This window comes from Oceanobacillus sp. FSL W7-1293 (assembly GCF_037969815.1).
Taxonomy (GTDB): domain Bacteria; phylum Bacillota; class Bacilli; order Bacillales; family Amphibacillaceae; genus Oceanobacillus; species Oceanobacillus oncorhynchi.
This window is the reverse complement of sequence record NZ_CP150212.1, coordinates 2623545-2648380: the sequence shown is the minus strand read 5'-3', so window position 1 is coordinate 2648380 and position 24836 is coordinate 2623545. Positions and strand designations below refer to the sequence as shown.

Annotated in this window: 19 protein-coding genes, 1 other RNA gene and 1 other annotated feature; of the genes, 17 read left to right on the top strand and 3 right to left on the bottom strand. The window is 39.7% G+C overall.

What is annotated here, in order from left to right:
- Nucleotides 1-37: 37 nt before the first annotated feature.
- Complete coding sequence (gene spoVB, locus MKY65_RS13015) at nt 38-1588, bottom strand: stage V sporulation protein B (RefSeq protein WP_339177454.1); 1551 nt, start codon at nt 1586-1588, stop codon at nt 38-40.
- A gap of 130 nt (nt 1589-1718) precedes the next feature.
- On the opposite strand from spoVB, the gene MKY65_RS13010 reads away from it, so the two are divergent.
- From MKY65_RS13010 to ssrS, 12 genes are all read left to right on the top strand, one after another.
- Nucleotides 1719-2045, top strand: coding sequence for a post-transcriptional regulator (locus MKY65_RS13010; RefSeq protein ID WP_339177453.1), 327 nt, complete (start codon nt 1719-1721; stop codon nt 2043-2045).
- A gap of 54 nt (nt 2046-2099) precedes the next feature.
- A complete protein-coding gene (gene secDF / locus MKY65_RS13005) occupies nt 2100-4352 on the top strand; it encodes a protein translocase subunit SecDF (protein ID WP_339177450.1) in 2253 nt (750 codons plus the stop codon).
- Nucleotides 4353-4552: 200 nt separating this feature from the next.
- Complete coding sequence (locus tag MKY65_RS13000) at nt 4553-4933, top strand: lipopolysaccharide assembly protein LapA domain-containing protein (RefSeq protein ID WP_339177447.1); 381 nt, start codon at nt 4553-4555, stop codon at nt 4931-4933.
- Nucleotides 4934-5022: 89 nt separating this feature from the next.
- Nucleotides 5023-7332 carry a single-stranded-DNA-specific exonuclease RecJ gene (gene recJ, locus MKY65_RS12995; protein ID WP_339177445.1) on the top strand — a complete coding sequence of 770 codons (2310 nt, stop codon included), beginning with the start codon at nt 5023-5025 and terminating at the stop codon, nt 7330-7332.
- On the top strand, nt 7322-7834 hold the full coding sequence (locus tag MKY65_RS12990; RefSeq protein WP_042534345.1) for an adenine phosphoribosyltransferase: 513 nt from the start codon (nt 7322-7324) through the stop codon (nt 7832-7834). Before recJ ends, MKY65_RS12990 begins: the two co-directional genes overlap by 11 nt.
- Before the next feature lie 269 nt (nt 7835-8103).
- Nucleotides 8104-10299, top strand: coding sequence for a bifunctional (p)ppGpp synthetase/guanosine-3',5'-bis(diphosphate) 3'-pyrophosphohydrolase (locus tag MKY65_RS12985; RefSeq protein WP_339177441.1), 2196 nt, complete (start codon nt 8104-8106; stop codon nt 10297-10299).
- 16 nt (nt 10300-10315) lie between these two features.
- Nucleotides 10316-10762, top strand: a complete 447-nt coding sequence (dtd, locus tag MKY65_RS12980) for a D-aminoacyl-tRNA deacylase (protein ID WP_339177440.1) — start codon at nt 10316-10318, stop codon at nt 10760-10762.
- Between the two features lie 82 nt (nt 10763-10844).
- Entirely contained in the window at nt 10845-11018 is a 174-nt protein-coding gene (locus tag MKY65_RS12975) for a hypothetical protein (protein ID WP_256704747.1), read from the top strand.
- Between the two features lie 49 nt (nt 11019-11067).
- Nucleotides 11068-11289 (top strand) — a binding site (T-box leader).
- A 135-nt stretch (nt 11290-11424) separates the two neighbouring features.
- Entirely contained in the window at nt 11425-12705 is a 1281-nt protein-coding gene (gene hisS / locus MKY65_RS12970) for a histidine--tRNA ligase (RefSeq protein WP_339177436.1), read from the top strand.
- A gap of 3 nt (nt 12706-12708) precedes the next feature.
- Nucleotides 12709-14484, top strand: coding sequence for an aspartate--tRNA ligase (gene aspS, locus MKY65_RS12965; protein ID WP_339177433.1), 1776 nt, complete (start codon nt 12709-12711; stop codon nt 14482-14484).
- 176 nt (nt 14485-14660) lie between these two features.
- Entirely contained in the window at nt 14661-16043 is a 1383-nt protein-coding gene (gdhA, locus tag MKY65_RS12960) for an NADP-specific glutamate dehydrogenase (RefSeq protein ID WP_339177430.1), read from the top strand.
- 71 nt (nt 16044-16114) lie between these two features.
- Nucleotides 16115-16297, top strand: a non-coding RNA gene (gene ssrS, locus MKY65_RS12955) — 6S RNA.
- A 95-nt stretch (nt 16298-16392) separates the two neighbouring features.
- On the opposite strand, the gene MKY65_RS12950 is transcribed toward ssrS, so the two are convergent.
- Complete coding sequence (locus MKY65_RS12950; RefSeq protein ID WP_339177428.1) at nt 16393-17067, bottom strand: RsfA family transcriptional regulator; 675 nt, start codon at nt 17065-17067, stop codon at nt 16393-16395.
- A gap of 307 nt (nt 17068-17374) precedes the next feature.
- Nucleotides 17375-18643, bottom strand: coding sequence for a replication-associated recombination protein A (locus MKY65_RS12945; protein WP_339177427.1), 1269 nt, complete (start codon nt 18641-18643; stop codon nt 17375-17377).
- Between the two features lie 418 nt (nt 18644-19061).
- Between MKY65_RS12945 and MKY65_RS12940 the strand changes: the two genes are divergently transcribed.
- Genes MKY65_RS12940 through MKY65_RS12920 form a run of 5 tightly spaced genes read left to right on the top strand, consistent with a single transcriptional unit; the run spans nt 19062 to nt 24814 of the window.
- A complete protein-coding gene (locus MKY65_RS12940) occupies nt 19062-19487 on the top strand; it encodes an Rrf2 family transcriptional regulator (RefSeq protein ID WP_042534331.1) in 426 nt (141 codons plus the stop codon).
- A gap of 22 nt (nt 19488-19509) precedes the next feature.
- Complete coding sequence (locus tag MKY65_RS12935) at nt 19510-20652, top strand: cysteine desulfurase family protein (protein WP_339177425.1); 1143 nt, start codon at nt 19510-19512, stop codon at nt 20650-20652.
- Nucleotides 20653-20665: 13 nt separating this feature from the next.
- On the top strand, nt 20666-21778 hold the full coding sequence (gene mnmA / locus MKY65_RS12930) for a tRNA 2-thiouridine(34) synthase MnmA (RefSeq protein ID WP_339177423.1): 1113 nt from the start codon (nt 20666-20668) through the stop codon (nt 21776-21778).
- 15 nt (nt 21779-21793) lie between these two features.
- Entirely contained in the window at nt 21794-22465 is a 672-nt protein-coding gene (locus MKY65_RS12925) for a tetratricopeptide repeat protein (protein WP_339177421.1), read from the top strand.
- Between the two features lie 12 nt (nt 22466-22477).
- Nucleotides 22478-24814 carry an ATP-dependent RecD-like DNA helicase gene (locus MKY65_RS12920; protein WP_339177420.1) on the top strand — a complete coding sequence of 779 codons (2337 nt, stop codon included), beginning with the start codon at nt 22478-22480 and terminating at the stop codon, nt 24812-24814.
- Nucleotides 24815-24836 lie beyond the last annotated feature (22 nt).

The window sequence follows — 24836 nt, the reverse complement described above, 5'->3', positions numbered from 1 at the left end:
AATATTTATAGGGAAATGACAGATAAATTCTCTAAATTTATTTCTTTTTAGAGAAAAACGGCAGCTGTCTTAATTCTTCTTTTCGAATAAATCGTAATAGAATCAGCAATATCATATAAATTAAAGCAATAATGATGAGCAGCAGGGTAAACGAGATTAAAGTTGTATCGGCTGCATAGAATTGGTTTTTTATATAGAATGTCAGCAGGAAAGTAGTTCCGCATAAAATAATCATGCGGATAATCTCCTTCCAGGCTGGAAAATAATTGATTTCCTTTTTTAATACCATAATATGAAGAAAAGTAACGAGAACAACATTCGCACAGATAGCGATTGCTGCTCCTTTGATTCCTAAATTGGAACTGGTTGCCAGCAGTATCATCGCTCCAAATTTTAAAATGACCCCAATCAATGAGTTCCACATTGCCGGGCGGGCTAAATCAAGTGCTTGCAGTGCTGCCTGCAATGGGGCTTGAATATATAAAAATAAGAAAAAAGGTGCCATAATAATCAACAACGGGGCAGCGGAATCCGAACGATACATAAGGTTTAACAGATCAGCAGCGAATAAAGTCATTACAATGGTAGCTAATGCCCCTGAAGCAAAGGAAATTCGGATGGATTGGTGAATACGGCTATGAATCAGTTCCTTTTGGTTCTTGGCTGCAGCTTCCGAAATAGAAGGAACAAGTGCTATTGACAGGGAGCTTGTTATAAAAGTCGGTAAAAATAATAAAGGCATGGTATAACCCATTAATTCTCCGTATTGTTTCGTTGCAACAGCTGTAGTTATTCCAGCCAGTGCAAGAGATTGGACAATAATGATTGGGTCGAGAAAATTAGAAATCGAACCAATCATTCTGTTCCCCAGGGTAGGCATGGAAATAGATAATAGTTCTTTCGCGGTTTCTTTTCCGGATAAAACTGTTTCTGTAAAGTGTTTGCGTATTTTCAGTTTTCTTTTTTGACGAAATTTTCGAATCATGTATAAGAGAGAAGCGAATTCACCAATAATAATACTGAACATAGCGCCTGCCGCTGCATATTCCACGCCGTAAGGTAAAAGGATATATATGAATATACCAACGAAGGCAATCCGTACAACTTGTTCAAGCACTTGTGCGATACTTTGCGGCTTCATATTCTGTTTTCCCTGGAAATATCCCCTTAATACTGCGGAGACAGCAGCTATAGGGATAATCGGACTAATCACCACTAAAGGAAGCAGTACACGTTTGTCCGTGAATAAGGTATCCGATAATATAGGTGCTGCAAGAATCAATATGACAGTAAACAGGATACTTGCACTTAAGGTTATCGCAAGGGAGACGGCAACGATTTGTTTTATTTTTTTCAAATCATTTTGAGCATCTGCTTCGGCTACACGCTTGGAAATAGCCACAGGAAGACCAAATTGCGTCAGCGTCATCACCAGAAATAAGGTAGGCAAAGCCATCATATAAAGACCGACACCTTCTTCACCCATAAAGCGTGCGACGACCATTCGGTTAATGAAACCCATAAAACGGGTCAGCATCCCGGCGATAATTAGAATCAATGCTCCTTGGATAAAGGATTGTTTTGTCATTTGTGTTGCCCCGCCTTCTCAAAAAAATAAATTTGATATACAATGATATATATGCTGTATAATGGACAAACCATGACAGTTGAATAAAAAAGTCGTACAATAAGAGAGTACTTCATGGAGATTAACGAGGATGCTTAAGAAGAAATGGTGGGATGAAATGGACAGCCGACATGTAGACGCATGGAAAGAAATGATTTATCCGGCACTGAAAAGCAAACAAGAAGAATTAGAAATGCTAGGTTATGAACAAGCGACTCCGGAAGGCGTGTGGAAGTGTCTTTGTGTAAAAATCTGGAACGGCGAACCGGAAAAAAAGTTACATGAAATCGTTCAAGATATTTTTCATTTGAAATCATCGATTTATTTAAGCTATTTAACGATTCAATCCTATGAAAATGATGATTTAGCCGCTTCAATCGAAGCACTTATAGGCAATTCACCAGATACGGGGAAATAATACTCGTTTGAACACGTATTAAATGGTTGATATATGAAGGAGGAAGTGCAAACGATGAAAAAAAGAGGCAGAATCGTTGCCTTTTTTCTTGTCATCGCAATTTTGGCAGGAGTAATTGGAACAACGTTTAGTAATCTGGCAAGCAATGTGAACCTTGGCTTGGATCTGCAGGGAGGCTTTGAGGTTTTATATGAAGTAGAGCCTGTTGAAGATGGCCAGGAGATTTCAAATAGTTTACTGGAAGGGACGGTCCAGACGCTGAATGACCGGGTGAACCGTCTGGGAATAAGTGAAGCGGTTATCGATATAGAAGGAGATGACCGGATTCGGGTACAGCTTGCAGGTGTTGAGAATCAAGCTGAAGCAAGAGAATTACTGTCAACATCCGCGCAATTGTCTTTCAGGGATGTTGATGATGAAGAATACCTTGATGGATCTGATATTGTAGAAGGAAGCGCCAGTCAGGATTATAATCCGAATACCAATGCGCCGATTGTTACCTTGCAATTACAGGATGCAGCTAAGTTCGGTGAAGTAACCGAAGAAATTAGCCAAATGACAGATAACCGTTTAGTTATCTGGATGGATTACCAGGAAGGCGAGGATTCTTTTGAGGAAGAAGTTACGAAAGAAGACCCTAAATTTGTCTCTGCGCCGGCAGTAAGTCAGGCGATTCATTCTAATGATGTTATGATTGAAGGCGATTTTACGGTGGAATCTGCGCAGCAAATGGCAGATATCATTAATTCTGGTTCACTGGATGTACATATGAATGAAATTTTCTCTACATCTGTAGGTGCACAATTTGGTGAACAGGCGTTAAATGAAACAATTATCGCGGGTCTGATCGGGATTGCTTTAATCGTTCTTTATCTCTGTGTAGTTTATCGCTTCAGCGGGATTATTGCTTCCATTAATTTGGCTGTATATGTATTCTTAGTCGTCTTGATTTTTGAATTGCTGAATGGCGTATTGACATTGCCAGGGATAGCAGCCTTAATTCTGGGAGTAGGAATGGCCGTCGATGCGAATGTTATTACGTTTGAACGTATTAAAGAAGAATTGCGCGTCGGCAAATCGGTGAAAGCAGCCTTTCAATCTGGAAATAAAAATTCCTTTATAACGATCTTAGATGCAAACTTAACTACCTTAATTGCAGCTGGCGTGTTATTTATATTTGGGACAAGTTCTGTGAAAGGTTTTGCGACGATGTTGATTATCAGTATATTAATCAGCTTTATCACTGCGGTATTTGGCACAAGAGCTCTCCTTTCATTATGGGTCCAAAGCGGCTTTTTAAGAAAAAGAAAAGCTTGGCTCGGTGTGAATAAGAATCAAATCAAGGATATTGCAGAAGGAGAAGAACTGAAGCCGACTATTTTTGGAAAGCAGGTTAATTTTACAAATCATCGCAAGAAATTCTTTACTGTTACGTTACTGTTAATTGTTATTGGGGCTGTGCTCATTGGCCTCTTTAGAATCAATCCGGGTGTTGACTTTACAAGCGGTACGCGAATAGAAGTTGTAGCCGATCAGAGCTTAACGGAAGAAGAAATAGAATCAGAATTTGCAACGCTTGGTTATGAAATAAGCTCTGTCAATTTATCTGGTGAAAATAATGAAATTGGGGTTGTTCGTTTTGACACGGTCCTTGATGAAGGAGAAGTGGATAATGTACAGCAGCATTTCTTAGATATTTACGATCATGAGCCTGGCGTGAGTGTGGTATCGCCAATTGTCGGGCAAGAGCTTGTAAAAAATGCGATTTATGCTGTAGCCATCGCATCATTATTTATTGTTGCCTACATTGCGATTCGTTTTGAATTCTTCTTTGGCGTTACAGCAGTAATTGCTCTCTTGCATGATGTTTTCTTTATGTTAGTGGCTTTCAGTGTAACGCAAATAGAATTTGATGTGACTATTGTAGCGGCAATTCTAACGATAATTGGTTATTCTCTGAATAATACACTCGTTATTTTCGACCGGATCAGGGAAAACATTCGTCATGAGAAAAGAGTCAAATCCTTTAAAAAGTTAGCAGAAATTGTGAATAAGAGTATTGTTCAATCGTTTACGCGAACAATGAATACTTCAATCACAACCATTATTGCTGTAGTTGCTTTCTTAGTGCTTGGAGCATCATCTATATGGGCCTTTGCTTTTGCACTCTTAATTGGATTGATTGCCGGAACATACTCTTCTCTATACCTTGCTTCACAGCTTTGGTTAGTATGTAGAGGCAGAAAAGTAAAAGATAAGCCGGTAGACTTTAGAAAGAAAGAACGGGTAGAAGGACCGCAAGTATAAATATATTAAGAAAAGCTTATTGTTTCAATTGGAAAATATAAAAAGAGTGCTTTCAACATGGTAATGTCTGCGGGTGGGCTTCCCCCTGCCCGAACATTACTATTCAAAACAATGGAAAGCTCTCTTTTTTATTAAGATGCTTAAAATAATATCCAACCGGGTAATGAATAGATAGTAAATATTTTATTGGAGGAAGTTTTATGAATGCACAAGTTTATGTCATACTCGCAATTATATTTGTAATTATTATTGCCGTTTTTGCTGTAATCAATGTGGACCCTGTTGCAGTGAACTATTTATTTTGGACACAGGAGTCTCCTTTAATCCTGGTTATTCTTTTTTCTGTATTAATGGGAGGATTGATTACTGCAGCAGTAGGAGCTATCAGACTATACAGAGCACATCACGAGGTCAAAAAACTGCGCACAGAAAATGAGCGTCTTAAAAAGCGCATGGCAGCACATGGAATGACGGATGAGCTGGATAATGAAAATGGCAGAAGCGATAAAAAAGATTACCAAGAATCCCGAAAAGAAATGCGTGTGGAAAGAAGAAATGCGAAAAGAACAGATAAAGAATAATCTGTTTAATCAATTTAATTCATAATAAGAGAAATCTATTTGATGCCCCTGGCTTACTTTAGTATAATAACTAGGTCAGGGGTGAATTTATGCTATCAAGTAAAGCAAATTGGAAATATATAGATAATCCTCCTGCAGAGGAGAGAGAGTCGCTCGACATTGCAATGTCACCTATTGTAAAAGATTTATTTTTACAAAGAGGAATTACGACAACAGAAGAAGCAAAACAATTTATGCAGCCCGATCTCAATCATTTGATTGATCCATTTTGTTTAAACGGTATGGATAAAGCCGTAAAACGGATCAAAGAAGCAGCAGATAATAACGAAAAAATAGTTGTATACGGAGATTATGATGCAGATGGAGTAAGTTCTACAGTTGTTTTGCTGCATGCATTGAATAAAATTGGTGCAGTTTATGAATATTATATCCCGAATCGGTTTACAGAAGGATATGGCCCCAATGAAGCTGCCTTCAGGCAGCTTCATCAAGCTGGATTCGGATTAATTATAACGGTCGATACCGGGATTGCTTCGATTCATGAAGCTGAAGTAGCAAAGGAGCTCGGGTTGGATTTAATCATTACGGACCACCATGAGCCCCAAGCGGAGATACCGGATTGTTATACCATTATTCATCCGAAGCTGTCTGAAGCGTACCCGTTTAAAGAATTGGCAGGTGTTGGTGTTTCATTAAAATTAGCACATGCTCTTCTCGGAGAACTGCCTGTAGAGGTGCTTCCTTATGCAGCGATAGGCACGATAGCTGACCTGGTCCCGCTGGTGTCTGAAAATCGAATTTTAGCTGCATTTGGTCTAAAAGAATTGCAACGCACAAATTATGTTGGTTTGAAAGCACTAAAACAAGTATGTCAGCTGGAAGAAGGGCTTACCGAAGAAGATATTGGCTTTCGCATCGGACCGCGTATAAATGCTGTAGGAAGACTGGGTGATGCTGATCTGGCTGTTGATCTCCTGCTGGAAGAGGATGCGGAAATCGCTTTGGAAATGGCGAATGAACTAAATCACATAAATGAACAGCGTAAGAAAATTGTTCAGGATATTGTAGATGAAGCAATGGACATGGTTCAAACAGATAAGCGGATTATTATTGTAGCTAAAGAAGGCTGGAATGAGGGCGTATTAGGGATAGTTGCTTCAAAATTAGTTCAAAAATATGATCGGCCCGCGATTGTGCTTGCGGTAAAGCCGGAACAGGGAATTGTAAAAGGTTCAGCCAGAAGTATCCCTGCATTTGATTTATTCGAGGGCTGTATGACAGTCAGAGATTTGTTCACACACTTTGGCGGACATGCCCAAGCAGCGGGGATGACATTGCCTGCTGAAAATTTAGAGCCGTTAGAAACTGCTTTAAATAAGCTGCTTTTTGAAAATTTATCAGAAGAAGATTTTAAGCAGGAATTATATATTAATGCTATATTAGATATGGAAGATATCAATGTTTCTCTTATCGAGGAGATAGGGAAGCTTTCTCCGTTTGGCATGGGCAACTCAAAGCCGTTATTTGAGATAAATGAGATACCAAAGGAAGTCCGTCAAATCGGAAGCAGAAAGAATCATTTGAAAATGCAATTTGCTTCTTCCAATGCCCAAATAGATACAGTAGGTTTTGGATTTGGAGAGCTGAAAGAAGCTATTTCGCCATACACTAAAGTATCCGTTGCCGGTGAGCTTTCTGTTAATGAGTGGAATGGGAGAAGGAATGCGCAAATAATGATGGAAGATTTAAAAATTACGGAACGGCAGCTCTTTGACTTTCGCGGAAAAAAAGCAGAGCAATTGCTTTCTGAAACAGTAAAAGAAGTTTTTGTTTGCGGAGAACCTCTTCAGCTGAGAGAGCATCAGGAGACATTCACCTATAAAGAGGCGCTTTCTATGGAACTTGACGCTTATCAGACTATTGGTTTTACAGCGTTGCCGGCTTCATTAGATGATATGAAAAAGATTATCCAGCAGATGAAACCTGAAAATATTGTCATCGCAATACGTCAGGTGCCAAACCAATATCCGTTTCAATTCCCTTCCCGGAAAGAATTTGTAGACTATTATAGCTTGATTAAACAGCATAAGAAGTTTCATATTAAAGAGATGCAGAAAGCAATTGAACAGCACCGGGGCTGGAATGAAGCAAAAGTAATGTTTATGTCGGATGTTTTTGCAGATCTAGGTTTTGCAGAGAAAAAGGATGGATGGCTCCATTACGCGGAATCAGGGAATAAAAAAGATTTATCCGAATCCGTAATTTATCAGTCCTGTATGAATCAAAAAGAAGCAGAAAATATACTTATCTATTCGAATTATCAAGATTTAAAAAAATGGTTTGAAGCTTGTATGGACACGCCCAACAACCTGAAGGAGGAAGCAGTAAATGGATTATAAAGAATATATTGAGATCGTGGAGAACTGGCCGAAAGAAGGGGTCCGGTTTAAAGATATTACGCCTTTGATGGCTAATGGACCAGCTTATAAATCGTCTGTCGATGAAATTGTAGAATATGCAAAAGAAAAAGAAATTGATGTGGTTGTAGGTCCGGAGGCAAGAGGGTTTATCGTAGGCTGTCCGGTTTCCTATGCCTTAGAAATTGGGTTTGCACCTGTTCGCAAAGAAGGCAAGCTGCCGCGGGAAGTAATTAAAGTTGATTACGGTCTGGAGTACGGGGAGAATGTATTAACTATTCATAAGGATGCGATTAAGCCTGGACAGCGTGTATTAATTACAGATGACCTTTTAGCTACAGGGGGCACCATCGAAGCAACGATTAATTTAGTTGAACAGCTTGGCGGAATTGTTGCGGGATGCGCTTTCCTGGTGGAGTTAAGTTATCTGGACGGCAAGGATAAGCTGGAAGGCTACGATGTACTTACCATCATGACCTATTAAAAGCTATGGAAAAAGAGTCAAAACAGATCTTGATACTGTGTTGGCTCTTTTTGTATAGATTAATTTATCCGTATATATTAGGTTTTAGTTGGACAGACATATAAAAAAAGTCTTATAATAGTAATTATTATCGAATAATGTATTTAAATCGAAGAAATGTAAGAGATTTTAATTCAAAGGATGGCTTCAAGCTTTAAAATACTTGTTGCTATTTTTATTTTTATTTTTATACAATTTATTGAATACTGAAGGTAAATAAAGGTGATTACATGGCAAAAGATGAAAATGTCAACATTACAGATATTGTAGAAAAAGTAAAAGAGTATTTATCTGATGACGATGTTGCTTTAATTGAACATGCATATGAATTTGCAAAAGAGGCTCATAAAGATCAATTTCGCAAATCTGGTGAGCCGTATATCATTCATCCGGTACAGGTCGCAGGGATACTGGCTGAATTATTAATGGATGCAGAGACAATTTCAGCAGGCTTTCTTCATGACGTTATCGAGGATACCGATGTCACATTTGAACAGATGGAAGAAGAATTCAATCATGAGATAGCTGCGCTTGTAGATGGGGTAACGAAGCTTGGGAAAATCCGCTATGAAACAAAAGAGGCCCAGCAAGCAGAAAACCACCGGAAAATGTTCGTGGCGATGGCGAGAGATATTCGAGTTATCATGATTAAGCTTGCCGACAGGTTGCATAATATGAGAACGCTAAAGCACCTGCCGCCAGAAAAGCAAAGGCGTATTTCCAATGAAACGCTGGAAATTTTTGCTCCGCTTGCCCACCGCCTGGGGATATCAACAATAAAGTGGGAGCTGGAGGATACGGCATTACGTTATCTTAATCCGCAGCAATATTATCGTATTGTTCAGTTAATGAAGCAAAAAAGGGAGGAAAGAGAAACGTATATCCAGGAGGTTATTGCTGATCTCTCCCAGGAATTTGAAGCTGTAAATATTAAAGCAGAAATGTCAGGACGTCCAAAGCATCTATACAGCATTTATCAAAAGATGGTCAATCAGAAAAAGCAATTTAACGAAATATATGATCTTCTTGCTGTCCGTATTTTAGTTGATAATATTAAAGATTGTTATGCTGTTTTAGGTATTATCCATACAAATTGGAAGCCAATGCCTGGCAGATTTAAGGATTATATCGCGATGCCGAAGCAAAATCTGTATCAATCCCTGCACACGACGGTTATTGGACCAAAGGGCGACCCGCTGGAGGTGCAGATTCGTACTAAGGAAATGCATGATATTGCCGAGTACGGAATTGCTGCGCACTGGGCCTATAAGGAAGGAAAGCAGGCAAAAGGCAAAAGCTCTTTTGAGGAAAAATTGTCTTGGTTCCGGGAAATTCTGGAGTGGCAAAGTGAAACACATGATGCAGAAGAATTTATGGAATCGCTGAAGATTGATTTGTTTTCAGATATGGTTTATGTTTTCACGCCAAAAGGCGAGGTAATTGAGCTGCCGTCTGGATCCATTCCCATTGATTTTGCATACAAGATTCATACTGAAATTGGCAATAAAACCATTGGAGCGAAAATCAATGGAAAAATGGAACCTTTGGATTACGAGTTGCAAAATGGAGACATCGTGGATGTGATGACGTCGAAGCATTCCTATGGCCCATCGCAGGATTGGCTGAAAATGGTTCAAACCTCACAGGCTAAAAGTAAAATAAAACAGTTTTTCAAAAAGCAGCAGCGTGATGAGAATATTGTCAAAGGAAAAGAAGCTGTGGAAAGAGAAATTCGCGCCTTTGATATCGAGCCCAAAGAAGTATTGACTCCAGATAACCTGCAGCGTGTATTCGATAAGTTTAATTTTACAAACGAAGACGATATGTATGCTGCTGTTGGCTATCAAGGAATTACCGCAGCGCTGATAGCAACCCGTTTAACAGAACGAATACGTCATTTGAGAGAAGCAGATCAAGATTTAGAGACAAAAATAGAAGAAGTAAAAACCAATAAAGCAAAACCATCCTCTAAGAAGGATTCGGGTATTGAAGTGGCAGGAGTAAATAATTTACTTGTCCGGATTGCAAAATGCTGTAATCCAGTTCCTGGTGACGACATCTTAGGGTATATTACAAAAGGCAGAGGAGTGTCTGTTCACCGTTCGGATTGTCCGAATGTACAAACCGAAGAAGCGAGGCAGCGCTATATCGATGTAAAATGGAAAACCCAATACGCGGAACGAAAACAATATCATGTAGACCTGGAAATTACAGGATATGATCGCCGCGGTCTGCTTAATGAAGTATTGCAGGCGGTCAACGAAACAAAAACAAATATCACGCATGTGAATGGCAGATCCGATCGTAATAAAATGGCAGTAATCCAATTAACTATTTTAATCCACAATACGAATCACTTGAAAAAAGTAGTCGATCGAATAAAGCAAATTCAGGAAGTATATACCGTAACAAGAACAGTTCAATAAGGAGCGTTTGTTTTTTATGAAGGTAGTATTACAACGGGTGAAAGAAGCTTCTGTCACCGTCCGGGGAGAAAAAATAAGCGAAATACAAAAAGGATTTTTGCTGCTTGTCGGTGTTACTCATGAAGACACAGAAGAAGATGTAAAATATCTCGTAAATAAGATTGTTCACCTGCGTGTCTTTGAAGATGAGAATGAAAAAATGAATCATTCGATTAAAGACGCAGACGGAAGCATATTATCTGTATCGCAATTTACATTGTACGGAGATACTAAAAAAGGCAGACGGCCAAGCTTTATCAAAGCAGCGAAGCCGGCCGAAGCAGAAGCATTGTATAATACATTTAATCAAGCATTACGTACAGAAGGCGTCATAACAGAAACAGGAGAATTTGGCGCAATGATGGATGTCCAGCTGGTAAATGACGGGCCTGTTACATTGATTTTAGACAGCAAAGACAGATAAAAACGATTATAGAATAAGTTTCTTGTTTTGTGGAGATGCTATAAAAACTTAAAGAGGCCGAATCAAAAGGAGAAATGAAGTTATGCATCGACACACAAAACAACGCAATGCCAATAATTATTCCGAATTGATGATGACAGATTTCCATCATTTTATGAAAATGGAAAAGTCATCAACCTATTTAGAAATAGCAACGGAGCTTGGAATTTCCATTCAGGAAGTAAAGCAATTGAAAAAAAGCTTAGGTCGTTCTTGACATTGTGAGCAACTAACCTTATTATTATAATCATTCCAAAATTAAATGATAAAAACCATTGAAGGAAAAAGTAATGTAAGTACAGATAGCAAGAGAGTAGTTGTCAACGGCTGGAAGCAACTATCTATACGACTTATATGAAAGACATTCTGGAGGAGTTATATCGAATTAGATGAGTAGATATAAACGTGTTGCAGGCGTTAACTGATAAAGGTGGATATCATTCAGATATCAACTAGGGTGGCAACGCGGGTAAAAACCCGTCCCTTATTTTTTATAAGGGACGGGTTTTTTGTATTGTCCAATAAAAATAAGGGGCAGCCGTCAAACATTGCCTGTTATCATTTTCGCTAACCAGAAAATTACTTTCATCCGTGTTCTGTATATTCGCAAAGGAGGAAATAAAATGGCTATGAAGGCTCCAAGAGGAACAGTGGATATTTTGCCGGAAGATACGGCGAAATGGCAGTATGTTGAAAACAAAATTAAAGAAATTTGTGAAGCCTATTACTATCACGAAATACGCACGCCGATTTTCGAGCACACAGAAGTATTTCAGCGTGGTGTGGGAGATTCTACGGATATTGTACAAAAGGAAATGTATACTTTTGAAGATCGCGGAGGAAGAAGTCTGACCCTCCGTCCAGAAGGCACAGCTGCTGTAGCCCGTGCTTTTGTAGAAAATAAGTTATTTGGCAGTCCCAATTTACCGGAGAAGCTTTATTATTTCGGCTCGATGTTCCGTTATGAACGGCCGCAAAAAGGAAGAATGCGTCAACTAAATCAATTTGGCGTCGAAGCAATGGGAAGTGAAGATCCTGCAATTGACGCAGAAGTAATTGACCTGGCAATGCATATTTATCGCAGCTTAGGCTTGAAATCTCTGAAGCTGGTGATTAACTCATTAGGCGATAAAGAAAGCCGTCAAGCCCATCGTGACGCACTGGTGGCTCATTTTGATCCATATCGTGAGGAACTTTGCTCCGATTGTCAATCACGATTAGATAACAATCCATTACGCGTATTGGATTGCAAGAAGGATCGTGATCATCCAGCGATGAAAACTGCGCCATCCATCTTGACCTATTTAAATGAAAAATCACAGGCTTATTTTGAACAAGTGAAAGCTTATTTGGACGCAATGGATATTTCTTATACCGTAGACCCTAATTTGGTTCGCGGTCTGGATTACTACAATCACACTGCATTTGAAATCATGAGTGAAGCAGATGGCTTTGGGGCAATCACAACACTGGCCGGCGGCGGCAGATATGATGGATTAATCAATGAATTTGGCGGACCTAACACTCCAGGTATCGGTTTTGGGATGGGATTAGAGCGCTTGTTAATGGCTCTTCAGGTAGAAAATGTAGAAATCCCCGTAGATACAAAGTTAGACTGTTTTGTAGCAGGTTTTGGCTCTGAAAAGGTGCGTACGGAAGCTGTGAAAGCTGTTCATCAGCTACGTATGGCCGGTATTCAGGCAGATACAGATTACCAGCACCGCAAAATGAAAGGCCAGCTTAAAGCAGCAGACCGGTTAAAAGCCAGATTTGTGATTTTCTTAGGCGATGATGAACTTGAAAAACAAATCGTAACCATTAAAAATATGGAAACCGGGGACCAAAAGGAAGTTCCGATGAAGGATATTGTTAACGAATTTAAAGTGTTATTGGAGGAGAGCTAAAAAATGACAGAACGTGTTTTATCTGGACACTTAACTGAAAAAGAAATTGAAAAGGAGGTCAGGCTGAAAGGCTGGGTCCAAAAACGCCGTGATCTTGGCGGACTAATATTCATTGATTTACGCGATAAATCCGGAATCATCCAAATCGTTTTTAACCCAGATTATTCCGGGGAAGCATTAGAAATAGCTGAAAGCATCCGTTCGGAATATGTAATCGATGTGGTCGGAAAACTGGTTTTACGTGACGAGGCAACCATAAATCCCGCTATTGCAACTGGTAAATTGGAAGTGCTGGCCAGTTCAATCACCGTATTGAATAAGGCAAAAAATCCGCCGTTTATGATTCACGATGATGTAAATATTGCAGAAGATATCCGTTTGAAATACCGTTACTTAGATCTGCGCCGTCCAGGCTTGCAAGAAACGTTTAAATTACGGCATCAAACAACGCAAAGCATCCGCAACTATTTAAATAAAAATGAATTCTTAGAAATGGAAACTCCGATTTTAACGAAAAGCACGCCGGAAGGAGCCCGTGATTACCTGGTGCCAAGCCGTGTACATCCTGGTGAATTCTATGCGCTGCCGCAATCTCCACAGTTATTTAAACAATTGATTATGATGAGCGGTTTTGAACGTTATTACCAAATCGCACGCTGCTTTCGGGATGAAGATTTGAGGGCGGACCGTCAGCCGGAATTTACACAGGTTGATATTGAAACTTCCTTTTTAACAAGTGATGAAATTATGACAATGACGGAAGAAATGATGAAAGAGGTTGTTAAAGAAGTAAAGGGCGTCGATATTCAATTACCTTTACAGCGGATGCCTTATGATGAAGCAATGGACCGTTATGGATCGGATAAGCCGGATACCCGCTTTGGGTTAGAGTTAATCCATGTATCTGATATCGTAGCTGATTCTGGGTTTAAAGTATTTAAACAGGCGGTAGAGAATGGCGGTAAAGTAGCCTTATTAAATGTGGAAGGTGCTGCTGCCGGCTACTCTAGAAAGGATATTGATAAATTAACAGAGTTTGTCAATATTTATGGTGCAAAAGGCTTAGCTTGGCTGAAAGTAGAGGAAGAAGAAGTGAAAGGCCCAATCAGCAAATTCTTGTCAGATGATGAAAAAGCAGCGATTGTAGATAAAGCCAATGCAAGCAGTGGAGATTTGCTGTTATTTGTAGCTGATAAATCAGCTGTTGTCTATGATAGTTTAGGCGCTTTACGCTTAAAGCTTGGAAAAGACTTAGGGTTAATTGATGAAGAAGCGTTTCATTTCTTATGGGTAACAGATTGGCCATTATTTGAATATGATGAGGAACTGGGCCGTTATTTTGCAGCACACCATCCATTTACATCGCCAATTGAAGCGGATAAGGAAAAATTATTGACTGATCCAATCAATGTTCGGGCAAATGCATATGACTTGGTATTAAATGGATATGAGCTTGGCGGCGGGTCCATTCGTATTCACCAAACGGAACTTCAAAACCAGATGTTTAAAGCGCTGGGATTCACAGAAGAAGAAGCAAGAGAACAGTTTGGTTTCTTGCTGGATGCACTAGAATATGGTGCGCCTCCTCATGGAGGAGTTGCGCTTGGTCTGGACCGTATCATTATGCTTCTGGCAGGACGCTCGAATCTGCGTGATACGATTCTATTCCCTAAAACAGCGTCTGCATCTGACTTGATGACAGAAGCTCCGAGTAAAGTGAGCGGAGATCAATTGCAGGAATTGTCAATTGCATTGTCAAATCATGAAATGAAAGAATAGAAATAGTAGAATATGCACGGTATTTAAAATATCGTGCATATCATTTCAGGAATATTTGCTGAAAAATGTGAATTAAAAGCAACAAATCCTCAAGAATCTTGTGTTTATTTGGTTTTTCATATAAAATATAAAAACCTTCTAGTTGAGGAATCGGTTGAAATAAATAAAGGAGATGAATGATAGAAGCCATGGAAAATAAATTACAATATCAAAACAGAACAGCAAAAGAGTACGTGCAGGGAGTCTATGAGGAACTAAAGAATAGAAACAGCCACGAGACAGAATTTTTGCAAGCAGTAGAAGAAATTGTCGAATCTTTAGAAGGCGTTTTTGAGAAGCATCCTAAATATATGGAATTAGGCATTTTAGAGAGAATTGTAGAACCAGAGCGCTTGATTGCCTTCCGTGTACCCTGGGTGGATGATGAAGGCCGGGTTCAGGTAAACCGTGGATATCGTGTTCAATTCAGCAGTGCAATCGGACCTTATAAAGGCGGGCTTCGTTTTCATCCAACAGTAAACACAAGTATTATTAAATTTTTAGGCTTTGAACAAATCTTTAAAAATTCTTTGACAGGGCAGCCTATCGGCGGAGGAAAAGGTGGATCAGATTTTGATCCAAAAGGAAAATCAGACTTAGAAATTATGCGATTTTGTCAGAGTTTTATGTCAGAATTAGCTAGACATATCGGACAGGATACAGACGTGCCTGCAGGAGATATTGGTGTGGGCGCGCGAGAAATCGGCTACCTTTACGGGCAATATAAGAAAATCAAAGGCGCTGTAGAACCAGGCGTTCTAACAGGAAAAAGCTTAGGTTTTGGAGGCAGCTTGGCACGTAAGGAAGCAACTGGTTACGGTACAGTTTACTTTGTACAGGAAATGCTTAAAGATAATGGGCAGGACTTTTCTGGCAAAACAGTTATTGTATCCGGGTCAGGAAATGTATCGATTTATGCCATGGAGAAGGCAGCTGAATTTGGGGCAAAAGTTGTTGCCTGCAGTGACTCTAATGGATATGTCTATGATAAGAACGGCATCGATGTGGAACTTGTAAAGAAAATCAAAGAGGTAGACAGAGAGCGTATTAATGTATACTTAGAAACTTATCCAAATGCAGAATACGTTGCCGGCGGATCCGTTTGGGAGATTCCATGTGAGATTGCTTTACCTTGTGCGACACAAAATGAAATCGACGAAACTGCAGCAAAAACATTAATCAAAAATGGTGTTATTGCAGTAGGTGAAGGTGCTAACATGCCATCATCCTTAGATGCAATTAACCAATTCCAGGGAAATAATGTTTTATTCGCCCCAGCGAAAGCTGCAAACGCAGGCGGTGTAGCAGTATCAGCTCTGGAAATGGCGCAAAATAGCAGCCGCGTTGCCTGGAGCTTTGAAAAAGTCGATGAAAAGCTGCAAGGCATTATGCATGATATTTATCATAATAGCATCCAAGCCGCAAATGAATATGGTAAATCAGGAAATCTTGTTGCAGGGGCTAATATTGCAGGCTTCTTGAAAGTAGCAGATGCTATGGCAGAACAAGGAATTATTTAAATAAAAAATAGGCTTTCATATATTTGAACTTTGAATCAATGTATGCTAAGATTAATTCAAATAAAACGTTAATCATCCTGATGTGTTCGTTAACAATTGGTATTTTGACCGAACACCTATAAGTTAGGGAGTCCGATTGGTCTTTAAAGTGCATGCATGCCTCAAGCAGGAAGCATAAAACCTTTAAAGCAGGACACCCACCTGCCAAAAGCGGGATCAAAACTTTATTGTTTGACGGCACTATCGGGATTACGCAAAAATACTGCACATTTTTTGTGCAGTATTTTTGTATATTGAAAAAAGGAATTCCGACTCCCTCCATCATTCCAATATATATGTCTGGTTCAAACTAGTTAGAGCCTTGTGCAATCTGTTCAAGATTTCCGTTTTTATCCATACGGAAGGAAGGAGAATTCACAAGATTGGTATCCTCAAAAACTGTCATCTTGCGGGCACGATCCATAATCTGGATAAATGTCTGATAATCTTCTTTCATCGCTTGCAGCTGTTGTTCCGTATCTGCTAATTTCTTTTTTAATTCTTCGACTTTTGTCTGCAAGGATTGATTCTCACTCTCTAACGATTGCATCGACGATCTCGATTGATTGGAAGTATATAATTCTTTTTTTAGTGATTTTAAATACTTAATAACAGTATCTAAATTAAATGCTGCAACCGGTTCAGCACTTGTTTGTACGGCCGGCACCTCCACGGAAGTCTCCAGTGGCGGGATATTTTCTGCGCTTTCAACAGGCTCTGCTTTGGGAACAGCCTGAATGGTTTTGTTTAAAGCTCTTTTTCTTTCTTTTCTTTGTCTTTTTGCTAAATCAATTGCATTTTCGTATTTATTACGCACTTCTGCATTCCATCTGAATCCACAAGCTGCTGAAGTACGGTTTAAATGATCTCCCACTTCTTCAAAAGCGTTCAATTGGGTGCTACCCTCACGAATATGCCGCAAGACAGTTTCTGCCAACAGCAAATCATCTTCATGAGACCAAGCGTCTTGTCTTACTTTTACCATGTTATTCACTCCTCATAATTATGAAAATACGTAGAAAATCTGTCATCCTTTATCGTTTAATGAATATACAGTTTTTCTTATACCTGCACGTTAAAAAGTGAGATTTTCTAACGTACTAGAAAGATTATAGTAATCTCTATTCTTTCCAGAGGAGTTTAAAATTATACATTGCTTTAAAATTATAATGTGAGTTCAAAAGTTTGATAAAATGAAGCCTCTTGTTCTTTAAAGAGAGTGGAGAGTGCAAAAAAGCCCATACACATCAGGTCTAGAATGGATGTGTATGGGCGGAAAAAGGTCACTTTATCTAATCTTTGTTAATTCGTTCATATACTTGTTTTAATGCAGTCTCAAATTTTCCTGTGTCTTTGGGTGTATAGTAGTTTCGATTTTTAATGGTCTCAGGTAAATATTGCTGTTTGATCCATGCCCCTGGATAATTATGCGGGTATTTATAATCTACACCTCTGCCAAGCTTAGTTGCCCCTGAATAATGTGCATCCTTTAAATGTGCTGGAATATCACCGCTGTTGCCTTTGCGAATATCCTCCAAGGCTGCGTCCAAAGCTTTATAGGCTGTGTTTGATTTGGGAGAAAGGGCTAATTCCACAATAATATTAGCTAAAGGAATCCGTGCTTCCGGAAAGCCGATCCGTTCAGCTGCTTGAACAGCAGCAATGGCACGCGGGCCAGCCTGCGGACTTGCCAGGCCTACATCTTCATATGCAATGACAATCAGCCTTCTGGCAATACTGTCTAAGTCGCCAGCTTCAATCAGACGTCCTAAATAATGAAGCGCTGCATCCACGTCGCTTCCGCGGATTGATTTTTGAAAAGCACTTAAAACATCGTAATGAGCATCTCCGTCTTTATCGTGAGAAAAGCTTTTTTTCTGCATACATTCTTCCGCAATTTCCAGTGTTATCTCGATTTGCCCCTCTGCGTCCGGCGGGGTAGAGCTGACCGCCAGCTCCAGGCCATTTAAAGCTGATCTCAAGTCCCCATTTGCTGAGATGGCAAAATGTTCTATAGCATCTTCATAGATATGAATCGCTTTATCTCCGTATCCGTTCGATGTATCACGGACAGCGCGCTGCAGTGCCGTTTTAACATTGTCCAGCGTTAACCCGCGTAATTCAAATAAATGACACCGGCTCCGGATTGCCGGGTTGATGGAATGATACGGATTGCTGGTTGTACAGCCTATCAAGGTCAGTAAATTATTCTCTAAATGCGGCAGTAAAAAATCCTGTTTTGCTTTATCCAGACGATGTACTTCGTCTAAGATAAGAACTGTTTGACCTTGCATTTTAGCCTGCTCGACAACAATTTCCATATCCTTCTTTTTGTCTGTAACGGCATTTAAGGTTTTGGAGGGGAGTCCGATTGTTTCTGCAAGGGCAAATGCCATGGATGTTTTTCCTGTTCCGGGAGGGCCGAATAAAATCATGGAAGAAAGCTGGTTAGCTTTTACCATCCGATCAATTATTTTCCCTTGACCTACCAGGTGTTCTTGTCCTATAATATCATCTATGTTTTTTGGTCGCATTCGAAATGCGAGTGGCTGTTTATACATGACATAACTTCCTTCATCTGTTTAGGTATCGTATTCTATTAGCTTAAAGCGAATATAGAAGAAATGCAAGAGGTTAGCAGTCATGCTATAATAGGTATTGATAATATAAATAATCAAATTTGTATAGGTGGAATTAAAAGTTGGTATAATGAAAGAATAGGTTTGAATAGAATCTTTCAGCTATTATTCGTCCGCTTGAAGATTTTTATACTTCAGGGATTAAAAAGGAAGTTTGAGTACGTTTCATAACGTGATGGAGCTGTACTTGCTAAAGTTTTTCAGTGGGGCGGGCAGCTGCAATCCCGTTTATTAGAAAAGGTAAAGTGAACCGGACTGTATGAGGCTTCCCTTTGTAACAGCTTATTATAGTACATTATATAAATGACAGAAGATAGTTAAAAAAATTGAGGTGTAAATGATGAAAATTTCAACTAAAGGAAGATACGGACTGACAATAATGATAGATTTGGCAAAAAACGAGGGGAACGGGCCGATTTCTCTAAAGGTTATTGCAAAGGATAATGATCTGTCAGAACATTATTTAGAGCAGCTAGCTTCTCCGTTAAGAAATGCCGGATTAATTAAAAGTATACGCGGTGCATATGGAGGATACCAGCTTGCTAAAAAACCGGAGGAAATTAAAGCCGGTGATGTGATTCGTGTATTGGAAGGTCCTTTAACCATTGTGGAAGGCATGGAAAATGAGAAGCCGGCACAGGCATCCTTATGGCTGCAAATCAGAGATGCGGTAAAAGATGTATTAGAAAAAACGACTCTGGAAGATTTGGCAAATTATGATGAGAGTGATGAAGGACCTGCAGAGGCATATATGTTTTATATTTAAGGGCTGGAAAGGATTTTGACTCATGGAAGCAATATATTTAGACCACGCCGCTACTTCTCCTATGGCAAGAGGAGTTGCGGAGGCAATGATTTCTGTATATGAAGAAATCATTGGCAATGCATCAAGCGTCCATTCTTTTGGGCGGAAAGCAAGACAGCAGCTGGATGCTTCAAGGCAGGTTCTGGCTGCATCTATTGGTGCAAATGAAAAAGAACTTATCTTCACAAGCGGCGGAACAGAGGCGGATAATATGGCACTCACAGGCGTTGCAGAAGCAAACCGGGATAAAGGGAATCATATTATCACATCCATTCAGGAACATCATGCTGCTCTGCATACAGCTGAAAAGTTAGAGAAACAAGGCTTCCGTGTAACTTATTTACCTGTCGATGAAAAAGGGCTGGTTTCGACGCAAGATGTTGAAGCGGCTTTAACGGACGATACGATTTTAGTTTCTATTATGTATGTAAACAATGAGACAGGTGTTATTCAGCCTATCAGTGAGATTGGAGAATTGCTAAAGGAACATCATGCTTATTTTCATACGGATGCTGTGCAGGCTTACGGTTTGCTGGATATTGATGTACATGCGCAAAATATTGATTTACTGACAGCTACTGCACATAAAATCGGCGGACCTAAAGGGATTGGCTTTTTATATGCAAATGAAAAAGTAGCGATGAGTCCGATTCAATTTGGCGGGGAACAGGAGCGGAAACGCCGCCCCGGTACAGAAAACATTCCGGCGGCAGTCGGTTTTGAACTGGCATCAAATATCGTAATGGAAACGAAAGCAGCAAGAAATCAACAATATGAGAAATATAAACAAATTTTAATAGATACCTTTACAGAATCCGGCATTGATTTTGGTATCAACGGAGATCCGGAGAAGACTGTCTCAACGATAATCAATATCCGTTTTCCAGGGGCGAATGTAGAATCGCTGCTTGCCAATTTTGATTTAAGCGGTGTTGCTGCTTCAAGTGGAAGTGCGTGTACAGCCGGAAGCGTTGAGCCTTCTCATGTATTGTCTGCCATGTTTGGTTCAGAAAGTCCGGTTACGACAAATTCAATTCGATTCAGTTTTGGGCTGGCAAATACAGAAGAAAATGTAAAGGAAGCGGCAGAAAGAATCGCAGGGATCGTAAAACGATTAACAAGCTAAAGGAGGGGCGGAAATGAAAGAGAATAAAAATACACGTGTTGTTGTTGGAATGAGCGGAGGTGTTGACTCTTCCGTTGCAGCACTACTATTAAAAGAACAAGGATATGATGTTGTAGGAATCTTTATGAAAAACTGGGATGATACGGATGAATTTGGAGTCTGTACGGCGACAGAAGACTTTGATGATGTTGTCCGGGTCTGTAACCAATTAGATATTCCCTATTACTCAGTTAATTTTGAAAAACAGTACTGGGACAAGGTATTTACCTATTTCCTGGATGAATATAAAGCGGGAAGAACGCCAAATCCGGATGTGATGTGCAATAAAGAAATCAAGTTTAAAGCATTTCTTGACCATGCGCTTTCTTTAGGAGCAGATTATCTGGCAACTGGCCATTACGCTCAAGTAGCGAAAGACGAAGACGGAGAAATTCAAATGCTGCGCGGGGCAGATGACAATAAGGATCAGACTTATTTCTTAAATCAACTCAGCTCAGATGTATTAGAAAAAGTCATGTTTCCGTTAGGCTACCTGCCAAAACCGGAGGTCCGCAAAATTGCAGCGGATTATGGTCTGGTAACGGCAGCCAAGAAAGACTCTACCGGCATCTGCTTTATTGGAGAGCGGAATTTTAAAAGCTTTTTAAGTGAATATTTACCGGCACAGCCAGGGAAAATGGTGACACTGGATGGAGTCGAAAAAGGTACGCATGACGGATTAATGTACTATACAATCGGTCAGCGTCAAGGGCTTGGCATCGGCGGCTCTGGAGACCCTTGGTTTGTTGTGGGGAAAAATTTAAAAGATAATTATTTATATGTTGCACAAGGCTATCATAATGACTATCTATATTCGGATTCACTCGTAGCAACGGATATTAACTGGATACAGCCGGATCAAATAGAAGAAACATTTACTTGCACAGCGAAATTCCGGTATCGTCAAAAAGATTCAGAAGTAACTGTGACAGTGAAAGATGATAAAGCGTATGTCGCATTTAAAGAGAGCCAGCGGGCAATTACACCAGGACAAGCTGTGGTATTTTATCAAGGTGATGTTTGTCTTGGCGGCGGAACAATCGATGAAATTATTAAAGATAATAAAGCATTACAATATGTTGGTTAGTAGGATGGTTAATAGATGGATAAAAATCAGCAGGCAATTACACTATTAAATGAAAAAAAATATGAAGAAGCAGCACAGCTGTTTAACGAAATCATTGAAGAATCTCCCAACGATCCATTGGGTTATATTAATTTTGGCAATCTTTTAATGCAGCTGAATGAGTCAGAAAGGGCAGAACGCTTTTTTAAGCGGGCTGTTGAGCTGGATGAAAAGGCCGCAACCGCATATTATGGTTTGGGTAACCTTTATTTTGACCAGGAAGATTACCAGAAAGCTTCGCAAAACTTTCTAAAGGCAATTGAGCAGGGGCTGGAGGAAGCGGATGCTTACTTTATGCTCGGGATGTGCTTTCGGAATCAGGAACAGTGGAAGTTATCTTTACCATATTTACTGCGGGCAACAGAACTAGATTCTCAGGATGAAAGCTTTCTGTTCCAATATGGTCTGTCTCTGGCGCAGGGCGAACTGCTGGAGGAAGCGCAAAAGACATTTGAAAAAGTGCTTGAATTAAATAAAGAACATAGCGATGCTTATTATAATCTGGGCGTGATTGCCTTATTCCATGAGAAGACAAAGGAAGCTTTGCATCACTTTGAAAAAGCACTGGAATTGCAGTCAGATCATGTCTTAGCTGCAAATGGAAAGAAAATTGCATTACAGTATATGGAGCAATTTGAGGATAAATAAGGGGTAATCATCATGGGAAACCAGATAGAAACAAAGGAAGCACTGCCTTTTGTAACAGGGAGCGTCATCAATACAATTTTTCGCAATGAGGCAGAACATTTCTCTATCGTCCGAATTAAAATAACAAAAACAAACCTTGATTATCAAGATAAAGAAATCATTGTGAAGGGGTATTTTGATCAGCTCCAGGATCAGACTGCCTATTGTTTTTATGGAGTGATGGAGAAGCATCCCCGCTATGGTTCACAATTAAAAGTACAATCCTATGAGACCATTCTGCCGACCACAAAGGATGGGCTTGTCCAATATTTATCCAGTGATTTATTTTACGGCGTCGGAAAAAAGAGTGCCTTAAAAATTGTAGAAAAGCTTGGAGAGAATGCTGTGTCTAAAATTATGGATGATCCCTCTGTTTTAGACGGCGTTTCCGGCGTATCCAAGGAAACAGGAAAAAAGCTGGCTGAGCGTCTCCGGGAAAATCAAGGATTTGAACGGGTTGCTGTTAAATTATCAGAGTACGGAATTGGTCTGAAAATGGCTCAGGTCATTTATCAGACTTATCGAGATGAAGCATTAGAGGTTCTGAAAAAAGATCCGTATCAATATGTTTTTGATATTGAAGGATTTGGGTTCAAAATGGCAGATCAAATAGCTTCCGGACAAGGGATTTCACATACACATGAAAGCCGTATTGGTGCAGGTGTCATTTATATTCTGCAGCAAAGCATGCAGGCAGGTCATGTATACCTTCCGTTTGAAAAATGTATGCAGGAGGTTATTTATTTACTTCATCTGCCTAATCCAGACCAAGGCTCTGTTTCTGATGTTATCATGCAGTTAAATACAGAGAAAAAGATTATTGTCATTGATGAACGTGTTTATCTGCCTTCGTTATATTATGCAGAGGATAACTTTACTGCCAGTCTGAAAAAAATTCTTACCAAACCGATAGAGGATGAAGTGCCTTTAGCGGAGCTTTTGAAGATTACGGGTGAGATTGAGGAAGAAGAGTCATTAAGCTATGGAAAAGAACAATTTGATGCGATTGTCCAGGCAATCCACTCAAAAATTATGATTTTAACTGGCGGACCGGGAACGGGAAAAACAACCGTAATCACCGGAATTATTCAAGCCTTTGCCCAAATCCATGAGCTTTCTTTAAATCTATCGGATTATCAGAAGAAGGATAATTTCCCGTTTATATTAACAGCTCCTACCGGCCGGGCAGCCAAACGAATGTCTGAATCAACTGGTTTGCCGGCTGTGACCATCCATCGATTACTTGGCTGGAACGGAATGGGCAGCTTTGAAAAAGATGAGCATGAACCATTATCCGGAAAGCTGCTGATTGTTGATGAATTTTCTATGGTTGATACCTGGTTAGCCAATCATTTATTTAAAGCTATTCCCGATACAATGCAGATTATTCTGGTTGGTGATGAAGACCAGCTTCCGTCGGTGGGGCCGGGCCAGGTTTTAACCGATTTGATGAAAAGTGAGGTATTGCCAGTTATTTCATTAACGGATGTATATCGTCAAAAAGAGGGCTCTAAAATTATTCAGCTGGCTCATCAAATTAAAAACACCAATTGTGATAAAAGTTCGTTGGAGAATGCGCGTGATTTCAGTTTTATTTCCTGCCATGATTATCAGATGACCGATGTGTTGACATCTATTATTGATAAAGCACAAAAAAAAGGAATTGATTCTTCTTCTATTCAGGTGCTGTCTCCCATGTATCGTTCGCAAGCTGGCATTCATGCAATCAATGAAGCATTGCAGCAATTGATTAATCCTCCCGGCGAGAAAAAACGGGAGATTGCATTTCAGGATGTAGTTTATCGTGTCGGCGACCGTGTAATACAGTTAATCAATCAGCCTGAGGATGGTATATACAATGGGGACATTGGAGAGATTGTCGCCATGTTTAAACCGGAAGAAAATGCAGAGAATGAAGAACAGATTGTAATTGCATTTGAAGATAAAGAAGTTGTTTTCATTCGAAAAGATTATAATAACTTTACTCATGCATTCTGTATTTCCATTCATAAATCACAGGGGAGTGAATTCCCGATTGTGATTCTTCCTGTTGTCTACTCACATCATCGCATGCTGCGAAAAAATCTCTTATATACAGCAATTACAAGAGGAAAAGAGTCATTGATTATTTGCGGTGAAAAAGAGGCTTTTATCAAAGGTGTGCAAACGGAAGATACGAATCGCAGATATACTTCACTGCAGGAAATGCTGCACATTCAATTAGCGAATCAAAAAGCAGAGAAGAAGGAATATGAAACGATAGAGGATATCCCGGAGGAAGAACTGTCTCCTTACGATTTTATGGATTAAATGTATAAAAAATTTTATTTAG